The sequence below is a fragment of the Leclercia adecarboxylata genome (assembly GCF_023639785.1).
GTDB lineage: Bacteria > Pseudomonadota > Gammaproteobacteria > Enterobacterales > Enterobacteriaceae > Enterobacter > Enterobacter adecarboxylatus_D.
Window position 1 is genome coordinate 639980 of the sequence record NZ_CP098325.1, and the last position, 19773, is coordinate 659752.

Consider the following 19773-nt stretch of genomic DNA (forward strand, 5'->3'; position numbering starts at 1 on the left):
TTTATGAAGCACTGAGTACGGAGAACATATGAAACGTGCATTTATTATGGTGCTGGACTCTTTCGGCATCGGCGCTACAGAAGATGCAGATCGCTTTGGTGACACCGGTGCAGATACCATGGGTCACATTGCTGAAGCCTGTGCAAAAGGCGAAGCCAACAACGGTCGTCAGGGCCCTCTGAATCTACCAAACCTGACCCGTCTGGGTCTGGTTAAAGCCCATGAAGGTTCCACGGGTAAAGTGGCTGCCGGTATGGATGCAAACGCGGAAGTGGTAGGCGCCTACGCCTGGGCGCACGAGCTCTCTTCCGGGAAAGACACCCCGTCAGGCCACTGGGAAATCGCCGGTGTGCCGGTTCTGTTCGACTGGGGCTATTTCTCCGATCACGAGAACAGCTTCCCGCAGGAACTGCTGGATAAACTGGTTGAGCGCGCAAACCTGCCGGGCTACCTCGGCAACTGCCACTCTTCCGGCACCGTCATTCTGGACCAGCTCGGCGAAGAGCACATGAAAACCGGCAAGCCGATTTTCTACACCTCCGCTGACTCCGTGTTCCAGATTGCCTGCCACGAAGAGACTTTTGGCCTGGATCGTCTTTACGAGCTGTGCGAGATCGCCCGTGAAGAGCTGACCGAAGGCGGCTACAACATTGGCCGCGTGATCGCGCGTCCGTTTGTGGGCGACAAACCGGGTAACTTCCAGCGTACCGGCAACCGTCACGATCTGGCCGTAGAACCGCCAGCGCCAACTGTGCTGCAGAAACTGGTTGACGAGAAAGACGGCCAGGTGGTTTCCGTCGGTAAGATCGCGGATATCTACGCCAACTGCGGTATCACCAAAAAAGTGAAAGCCACCGGTCTGGACGCGCTGTTCGACGCCACCGTGAAAGAGATGAAAGAGGCGGGCGACAAGACTATCGTCTTCACCAACTTCGTTGATTTCGACTCCTCCTGGGGCCACCGTCGCGATGTCGCTGGCTACGCTGCGGGTCTGGAGCTGTTCGACCGCCGTCTGCCGGAGCTGATGGAGCTGGTGGGTGAAGATGACATTCTGATCCTGACCGCCGACCACGGCTGCGACCCGACCTGGACCGGTACCGACCACACCCGCGAGCACATTCCGGTGCTGGTGTATGGCCCGAAAGTGAAACCTGGCTCGCTCGGTCACCGTGAAACCTTCGCGGACATCGGCCAGACCATCGCGAAATACTTTGGTACGTCTGATATGGAATATGGCAAGGCCATGTTCTGATGCAATTGCCCGGCGGCGCGTTGCTTGCCGGGCCTACGGTTTGTAGGCCGGGTAAGGCCCAGCCGCCACCCGGCAAAAACAACAATGTAAAAGGAACTGAAGATGGCAACTCCTCACATTAATGCAGAGATGGGCGATTTCGCTGACGTCGTATTGATGCCTGGCGACCCGCTGCGTGCGAAGCACATTGCAGAAACCTTCCTTGAAGACGTGCGTGAAGTGAACAACGTTCGCGGCATGCTCGGCTTCACCGGCACCTACAAAGGCCGCAAAATTTCCGTAATGGGTCACGGTATGGGTATCCCATCCTGCTCCATCTACACCAAAGAGCTGATCACTGATTTCGGCGTGAAGAAGATCATCCGCGTGGGCTCCTGTGGTGCCGTGCGTATGGATGTGAAGCTGCGCGATATCGTTATCGGGATGGGTGCCTGCACCGACTCCAAAGTTAACCGCATGCGCTTCAAAGACCACGACTTCGCAGCTATCGCTGACTTCGGCATGGTGCGTGACGCCGTTGATGCAGCCAAAGCGCTGGGCGTTGAAGCTCGCGTGGGCAACATCTTCTCTGCAGATCTGTTCTACGCACCAGACGGCGGCGAGATGTTCGACGTGATGGAAAAATACGGCATCCTGGGCGTGGAGATGGAAGCGGCTGGTATCTACGGCGTGGCGGCTGAGTTTGGTGCGAAAGCCCTGACCATCTGCACCGTGTCTGACCACATCCGTACTCACGAGCAGACCACTGCCGCTGAGCGTCAGACCACCTTCAACGACATGATCAAAATCGCGCTGGAATCCGTTCTGCTGGGCGATAAAGAGTAATACCTGTTGTGCCCGGTGGCGTTTCGCTTGCCGGGCCTGGACGTAGGCCGGATAAGGCGAAGCCGCCATCCGGCTTTTTTTATTACCGCACCGCCCCCGCAATCCACGCCGACAGCTCCCGAAGCTCTCTTTCCTGTTCCGGGAAATCGCCGATGAGAGCATCGCATGCCTGTTGCAGCATATCCGCCCGATACAAACAGCCCTGCAGACGCGCTGCCAGCGCTTCAAGCGGGGCCGGGTTCAGGCTGTCGGTGAAGACCTGCGTGCGGGAGATATGGCCCTTCTCGACGTCGAAGTGCAGCTCCACGCCGCCCCAGGTAAAGCGTTCATCCAGCAGATGCGAGAAGGCAGGGGCCTGTCCGAAGTTCCACTCCCAGCTGCTCTGGCGGGCAAAGGTTTCGGCGAAGTTCGGTAGATCCGGCGTTTTGTCAGGTGAAATGACTTCGGCTTCCACGCGCTCGCCATAGTGGGCAAAAAACGCCTCGCGGATAGCGTCGCAGATCCGCTCATGGGTAATGCCCGGCAGCAGATCCACCAGATTCGCCACCCGGCCACGCACGGAGGTGATTCCTTTGGCCTGCAGCTTTTTCTGGTCGGGATTGAGGTAGTTCGCCAGGCGGCTGAGATCGGCATTTAACAGCAGGGTACCGTGGTGAAAACCGCGGTCCATCGTTTCGCGATAGGCCGAGCCGGAAACCTTCCGGTCGCCTTCTGGTGTTTTCACGACCAGGTCGTTACGCCCGGAAGCTTCCGCCGTGGCGCCCAGCGCCTGTAATGCGCTAAGCACAATGCTGGTAGAGATGGTTTTGTCGTACTCTGGCTTTCCGGCCATAAAGGTAAAGCAGGTGTTACCAAGGTCATGAAATACCGCGCCGCCGCCGCTGCTGCGACGCGCCAGGCGCACGTTGTCCTCTTCCATGCGTCGCGTGTTGCACTCTTTCCACGGGTTTTGCGCCCGGCCAATCACCACCGTGTCGGCGTTGCGCCACAGGAACAGCACGCGCTGGGTGGCGGGCATCTGGCGGAAGATGCACTCTTCCACCGCAAGGTTAAACCAGGGATCGTATGAATCTGAGATAAGCAGACGCAATGTAGACATGCAGATTTCCTTTCCTGAAAGGGTTATCGACTAAACCACTACGCTTTCTTCTCGCTCTCTTCCTCTTCGGGGACTGACTTACTGGCGGTGAGCAGGAACGGCGACTGCTGCCAGCGGGTGCGTTTGCCCTGCAGCAGCGTGCGGGTCAGCACCACGCCAATCGCCAGCGACAGCAGCAGCATCAGGCGCAGAATATTGGTGGTGTTATCCACCTGTTTGGCCTCGGTGGCCAGGGTATGGGTATCGAGCGTCAGGCGCAGATAGCCGAGCGGGCCGTTTTTGCCCTGAATCGGCTCTACCAGCTGCTGGTTAAAGTAGCCGCCCGCTTTTTTGCCATCCAGCGCCAGGCGGTCGCGTACCCCGACTTGTTCCCCTGAGCGGGCAACCAGTCCGCCTTCCTCGTCATAAACGCTGGCGTCCAGGATGCGGCTCTCTTCCGTCAGAACATGCAGGACCTGACTGATACGTTTTTCATCCGGCGTTTCGGTTCGCATCATCGGGGCGATGTTGAGCGATACCTGACGCGCCAGCGTGTGCGCCAGCTCTTCAAGTTGCGGATTACGCTGACGTTGATGATTCTGGCTGAACCACGATGCGCCCTGCATCAGCGCCACTAACAGGGCGAGACAGAAGAGGACAATCACGGCACGATGAAGCCGGAATTTCAGTTTTGCGCGAGCCATATTCCACCTGCTGAAAATTTTCGGGGTTAATGTTGCCAGAAGTGATGGTTACAAGGTAGCCTCATGCGTTATTTTCCCCCCTGGATGATTCCCGGCGCGAACGATTTTACAGGAGCTTTAATGCCAAACATTACCTGGTGCGACCTGCCCAATGAAGTCCCTCTCTGGCCAGGATTGCCGCTCTCATTAAGTGGTGATGAGGTAATGCCACTGGATTACCATGCTGGCCGTAGCGGCTGGCTGCTGTATGGACGCGGCCTGGATAAACAGCAGTTAACGACGTATCAGCGCAAGCTGGGCGCGGCGATGGTGATTGTAGCGGCCTGGTGTGTGGAAGACTATCAGGTGATTCGTCTGGCCGGCTCCCTGACCCAGCGTGCCACCCGTCTGGCGCATGACGCGGGTCTGGACGTCGCGCCACTGGGTAAAATCCCGCACCTGAAAACGCCGGGATTGCTGGTGATGGACATGGATTCTACCGCCATTCAGATCGAATGCATCGACGAGATTGCTAAACTGGCCGGGACGGGCGAGATGGTGGCCGAAGTGACCGAACGCGCCATGCGTGGCGAACTGGACTTCACTGCCAGCCTGAAACAGCGCGTGGCGACCCTGAAGGATGCCGATGCGAATATCCTGATGCAGGTGCGTGAAAAGCTGCCCCTGATGCCGGGCCTGGTACAGCTGGTACTGAAGCTGGAGACCCTGGGCTGGAAAGTGGCCATCGCTTCGGGCGGGTTCACCTTCTTTGCCGAGTATCTGCGCGATAAGCTGCGTCTGGATGCCGTGGTGGCCAACGAGCTGGAGATCCGCGACGGCAAGCTGACCGGGAACGTCATTGGCGATATCGTCGATGCCCAGTTCAAGGCCAACACCCTGACGCGTCTGGCGGAAAAATATGACATTCCGGCAGCCCAGACGGTGGCGATTGGCGACGGCGCGAACGATCTGCCGATGATTAAAGTGGCCGGGCTTGGCATTGCTTACCATGCCAAACCGACCGTGAATGAAAAGACGGAAGTGATTATCCGTCACGCTGATCTGATGGGGGTGTTCTGCATTCTCTCCGGCAGCGTGAATCAGAAATAAAGAGGTAAAACGTGGCGAAAGCTCCAAAACGCGCATTTGTCTGTAATGAATGTGGTGCGGATTATCCGCGCTGGCAGGGGCAGTGCAGCGCCTGTCATGCCTGGAATACCATCACCGAAGTGCGCGGCATTGCCGCTTCGCCAACCGTTGCCCGTAACGAGCGTCTGAGCGGTTATGCGGGCAATGCGGGCGTATCGAAAGTCCAGAAACTCTCCGAGATCAGCCTCGAAGCCCTGCCGCGCTTCTCCACCGGCTTTAAAGAGTTCGACCGGGTGCTGGGCGGCGGTGTGGTGCCGGGCAGCGCTATTCTGATTGGCGGTAGCCCGGGGGCGGGTAAATCGACCCTGCTGCTGCAAACCCTCTGCAAGCTCGCGTCGCAGATGAAGACGCTCTACGTCACCGGGGAAGAGTCGCTGCAGCAGGTAGCAATGCGCGCGCACCGGCTGGGGCTGCCCACCGGTGACCTCAATATGCTCTCCGAAACCAGCATCGAGCAGATCTGCATGATTGCTGAAGAAGAGCAGCCGAAGCTGATGGTGATCGACTCCATTCAGGTGATGCACATGGCGGACGTTCAGTCGTCACCGGGCAGCGTTGCCCAGGTGCGCGAAACCGCCGCCTACCTGACGCGCTTTGCCAAAACGCGCGGTGTGGCAATCATTATGGTCGGCCACGTCACCAAAGATGGCGCCCTGGCCGGACCGAAGGTGCTCGAGCACTGTATCGACTGCTCGGTCATGCTGGATGGTGATGCTGATACCCGCTTCCGCACCCTGCGCAGCCATAAAAACCGCTTTGGTGCGGTGAACGAGCTGGGCGTCTTTGCCATGACCGAGCAGGGGCTGCGTGAAGTCAGCAACCCGTCGGCCATCTTCCTGAGCCGCGGCGATGAAGTCACCTCCGGCAGTTCGGTGATGGTGGTCTGGGAAGGGACACGCCCGCTGCTGGTTGAAATCCAGGCCCTGGTCGATCACTCGATGATGGGTAACCCCCGTCGCGTTGCGGTGGGCCTTGAGCAAAATCGTCTGGCGATCCTGCTGGCGGTGCTGCACCGTCACGGCGGCCTGCAGATGGCGGATCAGGACGTGTTTGTGAACGTGGTCGGTGGGGTTAAGGTCACCGAAACCAGCGCCGACCTGGCGCTGCTGCTGGCGATGGTCTCCAGCCTGCGCGACCGTCCGTTACCGCAGGATCTGGTGGTCTTTGGCGAAGTCGGCCTGGCCGGTGAGATCCGTCCGGTACCGAGCGGTCAGGAGCGCATTTCCGAGGCGGCCAAACACGGCTTCCGCCGGGCGATTGTCCCCGCCGCCAACGTGCCGAAAAAAATCCCCGAAGGGATGAAAGTGTTTGGGGTGAAAAAACTCGCAGATGCGTTAAACGTCTTTGACGACTTATAATTACCTGATCGATGTTGCAGGAGGCACCCAAATTTATGTCGTCATTTGACTATATCAAGACCGCAATCCGCCAGAAGGGCTGCACCTTGCAGCAGGTAGCCGAAGCCAGCGGGATGACCAAAGGCTATTTAAGCCAGCTGCTGAATGCCAAAATCAAAAGCCCCAGCGCGCAGAAGCTGGAAGCGCTGCACCGCTTTCTGGGGCTTGAATTTCCGCGGATGCAGAAGAACATCGGCGTGGTGTTCGGCAAGTTTTATCCGCTGCATACCGGGCATATCTATCTGATCCAGCGCGCCTGTAGCCAGGTGGACGAGCTGCATATCATCATGGGCTACGATGACAAACGCGATCGTGAGCTGTTCGAAGCGAGCGCCATGTCCCAGCAGCCGACCGTCCCGGACCGCCTGCGCTGGCTGTTGCAGACCTTCAAGTACCAGAAAAATATCCGTATTCATGCCTTTAACGAAGAGGGCATGGAGCCGTATCCGCACGGCTGGGACGTGTGGAGTAACGGCATCAAGGCGTTTATGGAAGAGAAGGGCATCCAGCCTGACTGGATCTACACCTCTGAAGAGTCCGACGCCTCGCAATATCCCGAACATCTGGGTACGGAAACGGTGCTGATTGACCCTAAACGCACCTTTATGAACATTAGCGGGGCGCAGATCCGCGAAAACCCGTTCCGCTACTGGGAGTACATCCCGACGGAAGTGAAGCCGTTCTTCGTGCGCACCGTGGCGATCCTCGGCGGCGAGTCCAGCGGTAAGTCCACGCTGGTCAACAAGCTGGCCAACATCTTCAACACCACCAGCGCCTGGGAGTATGGCCGGGACTATGTCTTCTCGCACCTCGGCGGCGACGAGATGGCGCTGCAGTATTCCGATTACGACAAAATTGCGCTGGGGCATGCCCAGTACATTGATTTTGCGGTGAAATACGCCAATAAAGTGGCGTTTGTGGATACCGATTTTGTCACCACCCAGGCATTCTGTAAAAAGTACGAAGGGCGGGAACACCCCTTTGTGCAGGCGCTGATCGACGAGTACCGCTTCGACCTGGTGATCCTGCTGGAGAACAATACCCCCTGGGTGGCAGACGGGATGCGCAGCCTCGGCAGTTCGGTGGACAGGAAAGAGTTCCAGACCATGCTGGTGGAGATGCTTGAAGCGAACAATATCGACTTTGTGCACGTGGAAGAGGCGGACTATGACAACCGCTTCCTGCGCTGCGTGGAGCTGGTGAAAGAGATGATGGGGGAGAAGGGGTAGCCCTTCTACAGCTCATTGCCCGGCGGCGCGATGCTTGCCGGGTCTACGGTTTCGTAGGCCGGGTAAGGCGAAGCCGCCACCCGGCAACCCGTGCTGTGCGGCCTGATGCCCTCACCCACAAACATAAAAAACGGCAACCTGTTGGTTGCCGTTTTGCTTTTATTTTGAGATACGCTTGTACTTGATACGCTTCGGCTCCAGTGCGTCGGCGCCCAGGGTGCGTTTCTTGTACTCTTCGTACTCGGTGAAGTTACCTTCGAAGAACTCCACTTTACCTTCATCCTGGTAATCCAGAATGTGGGTGGCGATACGGTCAAGGAACCAACGGTCGTGGGAGATAACCATTGCGCAGCCCGGGAACTCCAGCATGGCGTTTTCCAGCGCACGCAGGGTTTCGATGTCCAGGTCGTTAGTCGGTTCATCGAGCAGCAGGACGTTACCGCCAACCTGCAGCAGTTTCGCCAGATGCAGACGACCACGCTCACCGCCGGACAGCTCGCCCACGCGTTTACCCTGATCAACACCTTTGAAATTGAAGCGGCCCACATAGGCACGGCTTGGCATTTCGGTGTTGCCGATACGCATGATATCCAGGCCGCCGGAAACTTCTTCCCAGACGGTTTTGCTGTTATCCATTGCGTCTCGGAACTGGTCAACAGAGGCCAGCTTCACGGTTTCGCCGAGGGTGATGGTGCCGCTGTCAGGCTGTTCCTGACCGGACATCATGCGGAACAGGGTCGATTTACCCGCACCGTTCGGGCCGATGATGCCCACGATGGCGCCTTTCGGTACCGAGAAGCTCAGATCGTCGATCAGAACGCGGTCGCCGTAGGATTTACGCAGGTTGCTCACCTCAACGACTTTATCCCCCAGACGTGCTCCAGGTGGAATAAACAGTTCGTTGGTTTCGTTACGTTTCTGGTATTCGGTGTTGTTCAGCTCTTCGAAGCGTGCCAGACGGGCTTTGCCCTTAGACTGACGGCCCTTAGTGCCCTGACGAACCCACTCCAGCTCTTTTTCAATCGACTTACGACGCGCCGCTTCCTGAGAAGCTTCCTGCGCCAGACGCTGATCTTTCTGCTCCAGCCAGGAGGAGTAGTTACCTTCCCACGGAATACCTTCACCGCGGTCCAGCTCCAGGATCCAACCCGCAACGTTATCGAGGAAGTAACGGTCGTGGGTGATCGCCACAACGGTTCCTTCGAAGTCGTGCAGGAAGCGTTCCAGCCATGCTACGGATTCCGCATCCAGGTGGTTCGTTGGTTCGTCGAGCAGCAGCATGTCTGGCTTTTCCAGCAGCAGACGGCACAGCGCGACGCGGCGGCGTTCACCACCGGACAGTTTTTCAATTTTTGCATCCCAGTCTGGCAGGCGCAGGGCATCGGCCGCACGCTCCAGCTGCACGTTCAGGTTGTGACCGTCGTGTGCCTGGATGATCTCTTCATATTTACCCTGCTGGGCCGCGAGCTTGTCGAAGTCTGCATCCGGCTCTGCGTACTTCGCGTACACCTCGTCCAGACCCTTCAGCGCGTTAACCACTTCGGAAACGGCTTCTTCAACGGATTCGCGAACGGTGTGCTCCGGGTTCAGCTTCGGTTCCTGCGGCAGGTAACCGATTTTAAGGCCAGGCTGCGGACGGGCTTCACCTTCGATGTCTGTATCGATGCCCGCCATGATGCGCAGCAAGGTGGACTTACCGGCACCGTTGAGACCCAGCACACCAATTTTTGCGCCCGGGAAGAAGCTCAGCGAGATATTTTTGAGAATATGACGTTTCGGCGGTACCACTTTGCCGACACGATGCATGGTATAAACGAATTGAGCCACGTTGGACTTCGCCTCTTTTATCGTGATGAGAATAGTGGCGAAGTGTAGCCTTTTTCCCCGCCTAATCCCAGCCATCGACGCCTGGAGTGTTAAAACGCGCAAGAAAGGTAAAAATGTGTCCGTAACGTGGCGCGTTGGGGGATGCCTGGTTAGCATAAGTTAATTACGCTTTTGCGCGGCACGATGCTGCATTTAATGACGATTAACAGAGGATGAGCGTGTGGTAAAAGCCAAACAAGTGGGCTGGCGACTGTTGGCTGCCAGCGTCTGCGTGCTGACCATCAGCAGCGCAGCGCGAGCCGATTCACTGGATGAACAACGTAACCGCTATGCACAGATCAAACAGGCATGGGATCAGCGACAGATGGAGACGGTGCAGGCCCTGATGCCGACGCTGAAAGACTATCCGCTGTATCCCTATCTGGAATACCGTCAACTTACCGACGATCTGATGAACCAGCCGACGATCACCGTCAAAAACTTTATTCAGGCCAACCCGACGCTGCCCCCGGCACGCACCCTGCAGTCGCGCTTTGTGAACGAACTGGCGCGGCGTGAAGACTGGCGCGGCCTGCTGGCCTTTAGCCCGGATAAACCGGGCACCACCGAAGCGCAGTGTAACTACTATTACGCGAAATGGGCGACGGGCCAGCAGGAAGAGGCCTGGAACGGTGCCAAAGAGCTGTGGCTCACCGGTAAAAGCCAGCCTAACGCCTGCGACTCGCTGTTTGGCGCCTGGCGCGGCTCCGGCAAACAGGATCCTTTAGCCTATCTGGAGCGTATACGTCTGGCGATGAAAGCGGGTAACACCCGTCTGGTCACCGCCCTCGCGGGGCAGATGCCGCCGGATTACCAGACCATCGCCAGCGCCCTGATCCAGCTGGCAAACGATCCGAAGACGGTCATGGACTTCGCCCGCAACACCGGCGCGACCGATTTTACCCGTCAGATGGCGGCAGTGGCCTTTACCAGCGTGGCGCGGGATGACGTGGAAAACGCCCGGCTGATGATACCAGCGCTTGCCCAGGCGCAGCAGCTTAATGAGGATCAGACCCAGGAGCTGCGCGATATCGTGGCGTGGCGGCTGATGGGCAATGACCTCACCGACGAACAGGCACGCTGGCGCGATGACGCGATCATGCGTTCGCAGTCCATCTCGCTGGTAGAGCGGCGCGTGCGCATGGCGCTGGGTAACGGCGATCGCCGCGGCCTGAACACCTGGCTGGCGCGCTTGCCAATGGAAGCGAAAGAGAAGGATGAATGGCGCTACTGGCAGGCCGATCTTCTGCTGGAGCGTGGGCGTGAGGACGAAGCGAAATCCATTCTGCACAGCCTGATGCAGCAGCGCGGTTTCTACCCGATGGTAGCGGCCCAGCGGCTTGGCGAAGAGTACACCTTGAAAATTGATAAAGCGCCGTCCGGCATTAACGCCGCGCTGGTGCAAGGGCCGGAGATGGCGCGGGTGCGCGAGCTGATGTACTGGAATCTGGACAACACCGCCCGCAGCGAGTGGGCGAACCTGGTCACCAGCCGTACCCAGGATGAAAAAGCACAGCTGGCGCGCTATGCCTTCGATAATCACTGGTGGGATCTCAGCGTGCAGGCAACGATCGCCGGCAAGCTGTGGGATCATCTCGAGGAGCGTTTCCCGCTGGCCTATAAGGATCTGTTCGATCGTTACACCCGCGGGAAAGACATTCCCCAGAGCTATGCGATGGCGATCGCCCGTCAGGAGAGCGCCTGGAACCCGAAAGTACGTTCGCCGGTAGGGGCCAGCGGTCTGATGCAGGTGATGCCCGCCACGGCGGCCCACACGGTGAAGAAGTTTGGTATTCCGGGCTATACCAGCCCGTCGCAGCTGCTGGATCCGGAGACAAACATCAACATCGGCACCACCTATCTGCAGAGCGTCTACGATCAGTTCGGCGACAACCGCATCTTCGCCTCGGCGGCCTATAACGCCGGGCCGGGACGCGTGCGTACCTGGCTTGGCAACAGTGCCGGGCGCATCGACGCGGTGGCGTTTGTCGAGAGCATCCCGTTCTCGGAAACGCGCGGCTATGTGAAGAACGTGCTGGCATACGATGCTTACTATCGCTACTTCATGGGGCAGAAAGATACCCTGATGAGCGACAGTGAGTGGCAGCGACGTTACTGATCGGTGAGGGTTATGTTATGCTTGTACTCGTTTAAGAGTACGAAAGGCGGCATAACATGACCCAGAATTCACCTTACTCATCGGCAATGGCCGAGCAGCGTCATCAGGAGTGGCTTCGTTTTGTGGAGCTGCTTCGCCAGTCATACGAACAGGATCTGCATCTGCCGTTACTGCAGCTGATGCTGACGCCCGACGAGCGCGAAGCGCTGGGAACCCGGGTGCGGATCATCGAGGAGCTACTGCGCGGTGAAATGAGCCAGCGTGAGCTGAAAAGCGAGCTGGGGGCAGGCATTGCCACTATCACCCGCGGCTCAAACAGCCTGAAATCCGCGCCGGTGGAATTGCGCCAGTGGCTTGAGAATGTGCTGCTGAAAAACGCCTGATGGCGCCGCGCTTATCAGGCCTACAAAAGACGATGTGTTCCGCAGGCCGGATAAGGCGAAGCCGCCATCCGGCAATTAACGGTATATCGCGTTATGAAACGGGCTTAACGCCAGGATCACCGCCTGGTGGTAAACGCTCGAACGCGTGAGCGCGCCGGCGGTAAACACCCCAATCGCCCCTTCTTTACGCCCAATCTCATCGATACCGGTGTATTTCGACATCACTGGCCCAAGGGCTTCCCCTTCGCGGACTTTATCCAGAATGATCGCCGGTAACGGCAGGGTAGCGGAACGCGCTTCGCCGCGCTGGTTAGCACTCTCAATCACCACCCAACTGAAGGTGCTGCCTTCGTCGATTCCGGCTTCAATGGCCACCCAAAAGTCCGCATGCGGACGCGCCTGTCTGGCGTTTGCGACACGATTTCGTGCGCCAGCCCGTGTTTCTTCGCTGCCGATTGGCTGTTCCGGGACGCCGCTCTCGACGTTGACGGATTCGATATGGCAGGATCCTTCGCCGAAGATCTCGGCAAATGCCCTTAGAATTGCCTGAATTTTGGCAGGATTAGTGGTAGCAGAGACAACCTGGTGCATAATTAAGCCTAACTCTAAAAATATCATCGCAGTATAACGGAAAAAAAGCATGTTACAGGTATACCTTGTTCGCCACGGTGAAACGCAGTGGAACGCCGAGCGACGTATTCAAGGCCAGTCAGACAGTCCACTCACTGCCAAGGGCGAGCAACAGGCCTGGCAGGTTGGCGAACGTGCCAAAACTCTGGGCATTACCCACATCATCGCCAGCGATTTAGGCCGCACGCGACGCACAGCGGAGATCATCGCGCAGGCCTGCGGCTGCGATGTCACTGTGGATGCCCGCCTGCGCGAGCTGGATATGGGGGTGCTTGAACAGCGGCTGATCGATACCCTGACCGAAGAAGAAGAGGGCTGGCGTCGTACGCTGGTCAACGGCAGCGAAGATGGCCGTATTCCGCAAGGTGAATCCATGCTGGAGCTGAGCGAGCGCATGCACGCGGCGCTGGCGGCCTGCCTGGATCTGCCGCAAGGGAGCCGACCGCTGTTGGTCAGTCATGGAATGGCATTGGGTTGTCTGGTCAGCACCATCCTCGGGCTTCCGGCATGGGCTGAACGCCGCCTGCGTCTGCGCAACTGCTCGCTTTCGCGCATCGACTATCAGCAGAGTCCGTGGCTGGCTTCAGGCTGGATTGTAGAGATGGCAGGGGATATCTCGCATCTCGATGCCCCTGCGTTAGATGAGCTGCAGCGTTAACGGCGGACAGGAATCAGGTATTCGCAGCGCAAATCCATTGGGCGTTCTTCCGGTCTGACATCCGTCGACGGGTAGTAACGCTCAATATCCTGTCCCTTTCTGCGGTTCAGGTTCAGCATCGGCATGCAGGTGCCATATACCGTCATGATAAAGTCCTGCACGCCGGTACCCAGCCCTTCATAGGTGAACATCACGTATTCACCGCCTTCCAGCACAACCGGTTTCGACCCCTGAACGTAGCCGTTAGCCATTTCCGGCGTTAACGCGGTGGTGTAGAAGACCTCCTGCTCGTCGTCTTTTTCCAGACTTGGACGCGTCTCGTTCAGGCCATACAGCAGCGGCGGAATAGCCGGGGCGTGGCTGAGGAAATCGCGCCAGAACTGGACGCGCATCTGGTGACGGAATTCGGAGATCTGCTCCAGCGAGCAGGAGTAGTTCTGCGTGGTGCCGACCAGGTGGGTCTCTGGCAGAGTGACAAACTCATGCGGCGGCAGGGTAAACTCGCCGAGGCGCAGCGGCGGACGCATACCGAAGGAGCTCCAGTCTGGCGAGCGGCGATAGAGGGCCGGAGTCAGCGAGAACTGTTTTTTGAACGCGCGGGTAAAGGTCTGCTGTGAGTCAAAACGGTACTGCAGGGCGATATCCAGAATTGGACGCGCAGTCAGGCGAAGCGCCACAGCGGATTTGGACAGACGACGGGCGCGGATATAGGCGCCGATGGCGTGACCGGTGACATCCTTAAACATCCGCTGTAAATGCCACTTAGAATATCCCGCTTTTGCCGCGACATTATCAAGCGACAAAGGCTGATCCAGATGGCCTTCCAGCCAGGTAAGAAGATCGCGAATAATTCCAGCCTGATCCATATACTATCCTCATCCTTAAAACAGCAGGTACCCTGCTAACAGGTTAGCGGATAATAGCATTTTTTGATGTTTTAGCATTCAGTGTTTTTTTTGCGCTTAAATGCGATTTTCCTGATGATCCGGAAGGATATTTTCTAATGCTGTGATCTTGCTGCTTTTTTTATATGATTGTTGAATAATTACGCAGTTCAATTTTCAAATATGGTAACAATATGAAATACAAGACATTGATCGTCACGGCGCTGCTGGTATTAACCGGCCACGCCGCGCAGGCAGAGGAAATTGGCTCTGTTGATACCGTGTTCAAGGTTTTCGGGCCGGACCACAAAATTGTCGTTGAAGCTTTTGACGATCCTGATGTGAAGAACGTCACCTGCTATATCAGCCGGGCAAAAACCGGCGGAATAAAAGGGGGCCTTGGGCTGGCGGAAGATACCTCTGATGCCGCCATTTCCTGTCAGCAGGTGGGGCCGGTCGAGCTGAGCGAGAAGATCAAAAACGGTAAATCGCAGGGTGACGTAGTGTTCCAGAAACGCACCTCGCTGGTGTTCAAAAAACTGCAGGTGGTACGTTTCTATGATGCGAAACGTAACACCCTGGCGTACCTGGCCTACTCGGATAAAGTCGTGGAAGGTTCACCGAAAAACGCGCTGAGCGCGGTACCGATTATGCCGTGGCATTAATTAAGAGCGGCGCTATGCATTAAAATACGCGCGGTTACGGCCAAAAAAAACGGCGCCAAAGCGCCGTTTTTTTATGGCTTATATGCGGGATTACTCCTGCAGGTCGCCGCAGAAACGATAGCCTTCACCATGAATGGTGGCGATGATTTCTGGGGTATCCGGAGTGGATTCGAAATGTTTACGAATACGACGGATAGTCACATCAACGGTACGGTCGTGCGGCTTCAGCTCACGGCCGGTCATTTTTTTCAGCAGTTCTGCACGGGACTGGATCTTGCCCGGATTTTCGCAGAAGTGCAGCATGGCGCGGAATTCACTGCGCGGCAGCTTATACTGGTCGCCCTGAGGGCTCACCAGAGAACGGCTGTTAATATCAAGTTCCCAGCCGTTGAATTTGTAGCTCTCAACGCTACGGCGCTCTTCGCTGACCGTGCCCAGGTTCATGGTGCGGGACAGCAGGTTGCGTGCACGAATGGTTAACTCGCGAGGGTTAAACGGTTTGGTGATATAGTCATCCGCGCCGATTTCCAGGCCAAGAATTTTATCAACTTCGTTGTCGCGGCCGGTCAGGAACATTAATGCCACGTTCGCCTGCTCACGCAGTTCACGCGCCAGCAGAAGGCCGTTTTTACCCGGCAGGTTAATGTCCATGATAACCAGGTTGATATCATTTTCAGAAAGGATCTGATGCATCTCTGCGCCATCGGTCGCTTCAAAGACATCGTAGCCTTCTGCTTCGAAAATGCTCTTTAACGTGTTGCGTGTTACCAACTCGTCTTCAACGATAAGAATGTGCGGGGTCTGCATGTTTGCTACCTAAATTGCCAACTAAATCGAAACAGGAAGTACAAAAGTCCCTGACCTGCCTGATACATGCCACAAATTAACATGACCGGCGTAACGTGACTAAAGTACGTAATTGCGTTCTTGATGCACTTTCCATCAACGTCAACAACATCATTAGCTTGGTCGTGGGTACTTTCCCTCTGGACCCGACAGTGTCAAAAACGGCTGTCATCCTAACCATTTTAACAGCAACATAACAGGCTAAGTGACACCAGACACCTAATAAAACTACGCTTCGTTGACATATATCAAGTTCAATTGTAGCACGTTAACAGTTTGATGAAATCATCGTAGCGGATTGCTAGCCTTTGTCACAAATTTTCAATAAACCAACTAGTTGCGACCGTTAATTAATAAACAAGGTGAATCCAATGTCAACATTGAGCCTGAGAAACTATTATCATTATTAAACATAAGGATAAGCGTTATTCATTAACGTTATCGCGTAAAGTTCACTCATGAAATAGTTTAGTGTTTTTAATTTGTAGTGAAACGCTATTTCGGTGATTTCTGTTGCAAATTTGTAAATTCGTGATGCGTAATATGATGATGACCATCACATTTTTATCGGCTAACTGCCTAAAAAGAGAACATAAATGCATTTGTCTATCGTACTGGTATCCCCAGCAAGAGCAGAGAATATCGGCGCCGCCGCACGGGCCATGAAGACCATGGGGTTTACCGATTTACGTATCGTCGCCAGCGAAGCGCACACCGAGCCTGCGGCGCGTCGCGTCGCACATGGGTCGGGAGATATCCTCGATAATTTAACCACTTATGCAACGCTCGCCGACGCGCTGCACGATATCTCTTTCACCGTAGCGACGACCGCCCGCGGTCGCTCAAAGTTCCATTACTACGCCACGCCCGCCGAGCTGGTGCCTTTACTGGCAGAAAAAAGCCAGTGGCTACCCAAAATGGCGCTGGTTTTTGGCCGCGAAGATTCCGGCCTGACGAACGAGGAGCTGGAACTTGCGGACGTGCTGACCGGCGTGCCGATGGTGGCAGATTATCCGTCGCTGAATTTGGGCCAGGCCGTGATGGTCTACTGCTATCAATTAGCATCCTTGATGCAAACCCCTGCTTCTCCGCCTGCCGGGGTAGACGAAAATCAACTTTCTGCCCTGCGCGCGCGTACCGAACGTCTACTGACGTCGCTGAATGTCGCCGACGACCAAAAAATGGCGGAGTGGTTACAGCAGCGGTTGGGTCTTTTAGGGCAGCGAGACACGGCGATGTTGCACAGATTACTGCACGATATTGAAAAAAAACTGGCAGAGTAAAACGCTGTCATAGCTTTTCGCTATGGTTGAATGCTCCAAAAAGTGCGCTGCGCGCGGTCCGATCCGGACGGAAATAAAAACGCAGGCAGAGAGACGTGAAAGGGCCGGAAAATGTGATCAAATTAGAAATTCATTGACTTACCGGCAGGTTTGCTTTAACCAATAGAGTCAGACAACACAGACAGATAAAAATTACAGAGTACACAACATCCATGAAACGCATCAGCATCACTACCATTACCACAACCATCACCATTACCACAGGTAACGGTGCGGGCTGACGCGTACAGGAAACACAGAAAAAAGCCCGCACCTGAACAGTGCGGGCTTTTTTTTCGGCCAAAGATTACGAGGTAACAACCATGCGAGTGTTGAAGTTCGGCGGTACATCAGTGGCAAATGCAGAGCGATTTCTGCGTGTTGCCGATATCCTGGAGAGTAATGCCAGGCAGGGGCAGGTGGCGACGGTACTCTCTGCCCCGGCTAAAATTACCAATCACCTGGTGGCGATGATTGAGAAAACCATCGGGGGTCAGGATGCGCTGGTGAACATCAGCGACGCTGAGCAAATTTTTGCCAACCTGCTGCAGGGCCTGGCAGATGCACAACCTGGTTTTCCTCACGCCCAGCTCAAGGCCTTTGTTGAGCAAGAATTCGCCCAGATCAAACACGTTCTGCATGGTATCAGCCTGTTGGGGCAGTGCCCGGACAGCATTAACGCGGCGCTGATCTGCCGCGGTGAAAAACTCTCTATCGCCATCATGGCGGGCCTGCTGGAAGCGCGCGGCCATAACGTCACGGTGATCGACCCTGTTGAAAAACTGCTCGCTGTTGGCCATTACCTCGAATCCACCGTAGATATTGCCGAATCTACCCGTCGCATTGCGGCAGGAAAAATTCCTGCCGACCATATGATCCTGATGGCGGGCTTCACCGCCGGGAATGAAAAAGGGGAGCTGGTGGTACTGGGCCGTAATGGCTCTGACTACTCCGCCGCCGTACTGGCCGCCTGCCTGCGCGCCGACTGCTGTGAAATCTGGACTGACGTCGACGGCGTATACACCTGCGACCCGCGCCAGGTGCCCGATGCCCGCCTGCTGAAGTCGATGTCCTATCAGGAAGCGATGGAGCTCTCCTACTTCGGCGCTAAAGTGCTTCACCCTCGTACCATCGCCCCAATCGCCCAGTTCCAGATCCCTTGCCTGATTAAAAACACCGGCAATCCCCAGGCGCCAGGCACGCTGATTGGCGACAGCAGCAATGAAGATGGCCTGCCGGTTAAAGGCATCTCCAACCTCAATAACATGGCGATGTTCAACGTCTCCGGCCCGGGCATGAAAGGTATGGTGGGCATGGCGGCACGCGTGTTTGCGGCGATGTCGCGCAACGGTATCTCGGTGGTGCTGATCACCCAGTCCTCATCCGAATACAGCATTAGCTTCTGTGTCCCGCAGGTGGACTGCCTGCGTGCCCGCCGTGCGCTGGAAGAAGAGTTCTATCTGGAGATGAAAGAAGAGCTGCTGGAGCCGATGGCGATTCAGGAGCATCTGGCGATCATCTCCGTGGTGGGTGACGGTATGCGCACCCTGCGCGGCATCTCCGCGAAATTCTTTGCCGCGCTGGCGCGGGCGAACATCAATATTGTCGCCATTGCCCAGGGCTCCTCAGAACGTTCTATCTCCGTGGTCGTTAATAATGACGACGCCACCACCGGCGTGCGCGTGACGCACCAGATGCTGTTCAACACCGATCAGGTCATCGAGGTATTCCTGATTGGCGTCGGCGGTGTAGGCGGGGCGTTACTGGAGCAGCTTAAGCGTCAGCAGGAGTGGCTCAAGAAAAAGCACATCGACCTGCGCGTCTGCGGCATCGCCAACTCCAAAGCCCTGCTGACCAACGTTCACGGGCTGAATCTGGAGAACTGGCAGGCAGAGCTGGCGGAAGCGAAAGAGCCGTTTAATCTCGGCCGCCTGATCCGCCTCGTGAAAGAGTATCATCTACTGAATCCGGTGATTGTCGACTGTACCTCACATCAGGCGGTGGCCGATCAGTATGCCGACTTCCTGCGCGAAGGCTTCCACGTGGTGACGCCAAACAAAAAGGCCAATACCTCGTCGATGGATTATTACCATCAGATGCGCCATGCGGCGGCGAAATCACGCCGTAAGTTCCTGTATGACACTAACGTCGGTGCCGGACTGCCGGTTATCGAAAACCTGCAAAACCTGCTCAATGCCGGTGATGAACTGCAGCGTTTTTCCGGGATCCTGTCGGGCTCGCTCTCCTTTATTTTTGGCAAGCTGGACGAGGGCATGAGCCTGTCGGAAGCGACCAAAGTGGCGCGTGAGCTGGGCTACACCGAACCCGATCCGCGTGACGATCTCTCCGGCATGGACGTGGCGCGCAAGCTGCTGATCCTCGCCCGCGAAACGGGACGTGAGCTGGAGCTGGCGGATATCGTCATCGAACCGGTTCTGCCTGAAGGATTTGACGACTCGGGGGATGTGGCGACCTTTATGGCTAACCTGCCGCAGCTGGATGACGCTTTCGCATCCCGTGTCGCAAAAGCCCGTGATGAAGGCAAGGTATTGCGCTATGTTGGCAACATCGACGATGACGGCGTTTGCCGTGTCAAAGTGGCGGCGGTAGACGGTAACGATCCGCTGTTCAAAGTGAAAAACGGCGAAAACGCCCTTGCGTTTTACAGCCACTATTATCAGCCACTGCCGTTGGTCCTTCGCGGCTATGGCGCGGGGAACGATGTCACGGCGGCGGGTGTGTTTGCCGATTTACTGCGTACCCTGTCATGGAAGTTAGGAGTTTAAC

General features: G+C 56.4%; 19 protein-coding genes and 1 other annotated feature. Of the genes, 13 read left to right on the top strand and 6 right to left on the bottom strand.

The window, feature by feature from the left end:
* Positions 1-28: 28 nt before the first annotated feature.
* Positions 29-1252: a phosphopentomutase gene (gene deoB, locus NB069_RS03050; RefSeq protein WP_250587673.1), complete on the top strand. Its 1224-nt coding sequence runs from the start codon at positions 29-31 to the stop codon at positions 1250-1252.
* A 102-nt stretch (positions 1253-1354) separates the two neighbouring features.
* Positions 1355-2077 (top strand): purine-nucleoside phosphorylase, encoded by a 723-nt coding sequence (gene deoD, locus NB069_RS03055; protein ID WP_010427122.1) that lies wholly within the window; start codon positions 1355-1357, stop codon positions 2075-2077.
* Positions 2078-2159: 82 nt separating this feature from the next.
* Here deoD and lplA read toward each other — a convergent pair whose 3' ends face one another.
* Together lplA and NB069_RS03065 are read right to left on the bottom strand one after the other, a co-directional pair.
* Positions 2160-3176 (bottom strand): lipoate--protein ligase LplA, encoded by a 1017-nt coding sequence (lplA, locus tag NB069_RS03060; protein WP_250587675.1) that lies wholly within the window; start codon positions 3174-3176, stop codon positions 2160-2162.
* A 38-nt stretch (positions 3177-3214) separates the two neighbouring features.
* Entirely contained in the window at positions 3215-3859 is a 645-nt protein-coding gene (locus NB069_RS03065) for a YtjB family periplasmic protein (RefSeq protein WP_250587681.1), read from the bottom strand.
* 120 nt (positions 3860-3979) lie between these two features.
* Here NB069_RS03065 and serB point away from each other — a divergent pair, with 120 nt between their 5' ends.
* The 3 genes from serB to nadR are packed head-to-tail and all read left to right on the top strand — an operon-like array spanning position 3980 to position 7613.
* On the top strand, positions 3980-4948 hold the full coding sequence (gene serB, locus NB069_RS03070; protein ID WP_250587682.1) for a phosphoserine phosphatase: 969 nt from the start codon (positions 3980-3982) through the stop codon (positions 4946-4948).
* Between the two features lie 11 nt (positions 4949-4959).
* Positions 4960-6345 (top strand): DNA repair protein RadA, encoded by a 1386-nt coding sequence (radA, locus tag NB069_RS03075; protein WP_250587683.1) that lies wholly within the window; start codon positions 4960-4962, stop codon positions 6343-6345.
* 35 nt (positions 6346-6380) lie between these two features.
* Positions 6381-7613, top strand: a complete 1233-nt coding sequence (gene nadR, locus NB069_RS03080) for a multifunctional transcriptional regulator/nicotinamide-nucleotide adenylyltransferase/ribosylnicotinamide kinase NadR (protein WP_250587684.1) — start codon at positions 6381-6383, stop codon at positions 7611-7613.
* Positions 7614-7772: 159 nt separating this feature from the next.
* Here the strand turns inward: nadR and ettA are convergent, their stop codons facing one another.
* Positions 7773-9440 (bottom strand): energy-dependent translational throttle protein EttA, encoded by a 1668-nt coding sequence (ettA, locus tag NB069_RS03085; protein ID WP_039030460.1) that lies wholly within the window; start codon positions 9438-9440, stop codon positions 7773-7775.
* A gap of 220 nt (positions 9441-9660) precedes the next feature.
* On the opposite strand from ettA, the gene sltY reads away from it, so the two are divergent.
* Together sltY and trpR are read left to right on the top strand one after the other, a co-directional pair.
* Positions 9661-11598, top strand: coding sequence for a murein transglycosylase (sltY, locus tag NB069_RS03090; protein WP_250587687.1), 1938 nt, complete (start codon positions 9661-9663; stop codon positions 11596-11598).
* A gap of 56 nt (positions 11599-11654) precedes the next feature.
* Entirely contained in the window at positions 11655-11981 is a 327-nt protein-coding gene (gene trpR / locus NB069_RS03095) for a trp operon repressor (RefSeq protein ID WP_039030458.1), read from the top strand.
* 75 nt (positions 11982-12056) lie between these two features.
* Here the strand turns inward: trpR and yjjX are convergent, their stop codons facing one another.
* Positions 12057-12572, bottom strand: coding sequence for an inosine/xanthosine triphosphatase (gene yjjX, locus NB069_RS03100; RefSeq protein ID WP_250587689.1), 516 nt, complete (start codon positions 12570-12572; stop codon positions 12057-12059).
* A 49-nt stretch (positions 12573-12621) separates the two neighbouring features.
* On the opposite strand from yjjX, the gene gpmB reads away from it, so the two are divergent.
* Positions 12622-13269: a 2,3-diphosphoglycerate-dependent phosphoglycerate mutase GpmB gene (gene gpmB, locus NB069_RS03105; RefSeq protein ID WP_139564272.1), complete on the top strand. Its 648-nt coding sequence runs from the start codon at positions 12622-12624 to the stop codon at positions 13267-13269.
* On the opposite strand, the gene robA is transcribed toward gpmB, so the two are convergent.
* Positions 13266-14135 carry an MDR efflux pump AcrAB transcriptional activator RobA gene (gene robA, locus NB069_RS03110; RefSeq protein WP_250587691.1) on the bottom strand — a complete coding sequence of 290 codons (870 nt, stop codon included), beginning with the start codon at positions 14133-14135 and terminating at the stop codon, positions 13266-13268. The genes gpmB and robA overlap by 4 nt on opposite strands.
* Positions 14136-14347: 212 nt before the next feature.
* Between robA and creA the strand changes: the two genes are divergently transcribed.
* Positions 14348-14818 carry a protein CreA gene (gene creA / locus NB069_RS03115; RefSeq protein WP_250587693.1) on the top strand — a complete coding sequence of 157 codons (471 nt, stop codon included), beginning with the start codon at positions 14348-14350 and terminating at the stop codon, positions 14816-14818.
* 90 nt (positions 14819-14908) lie between these two features.
* Here creA and arcA read toward each other — a convergent pair whose 3' ends face one another.
* On the bottom strand, positions 14909-15625 hold the full coding sequence (gene arcA, locus NB069_RS03120; protein WP_039030451.1) for a two-component system response regulator ArcA: 717 nt from the start codon (positions 15623-15625) through the stop codon (positions 14909-14911).
* A gap of 95 nt (positions 15626-15720) precedes the next feature.
* Between arcA and yjjY the strand changes: the two genes are divergently transcribed.
* The 4 genes from yjjY to thrA all read left to right on the top strand — a co-directional run bounded on the left by yjjY (position 15721) and on the right by thrA (position 19772).
* Positions 15721-15861, top strand: a complete 141-nt coding sequence (gene yjjY / locus NB069_RS03125; RefSeq protein ID WP_001541509.1) for a protein YjjY — start codon at positions 15721-15723, stop codon at positions 15859-15861.
* Positions 15862-16260: 399 nt separating this feature from the next.
* The gene (locus NB069_RS03130) at positions 16261-16947 is read left to right on the top strand and encodes a tRNA/rRNA methyltransferase (protein WP_250587694.1); all 687 of its coding nucleotides are present in this window, start codon (positions 16261-16263) and stop codon (positions 16945-16947) included.
* A 212-nt stretch (positions 16948-17159) separates the two neighbouring features.
* On the top strand, positions 17160-17228 hold the full coding sequence (gene thrL / locus NB069_RS03135; RefSeq protein WP_072036686.1) for a thr operon leader peptide: 69 nt from the start codon (positions 17160-17162) through the stop codon (positions 17226-17228).
* Positions 17167-17284, top strand: a sequence feature (Thr leader region). Its footprint overlaps the gene before it by 62 nt.
* Positions 17285-17309: 25 nt before the next feature.
* Entirely contained in the window at positions 17310-19772 is a 2463-nt protein-coding gene (thrA, locus tag NB069_RS03140; protein WP_250587696.1) for a bifunctional aspartate kinase/homoserine dehydrogenase I, read from the top strand.
* Position 19773: the final 1 nt, after the last annotated feature.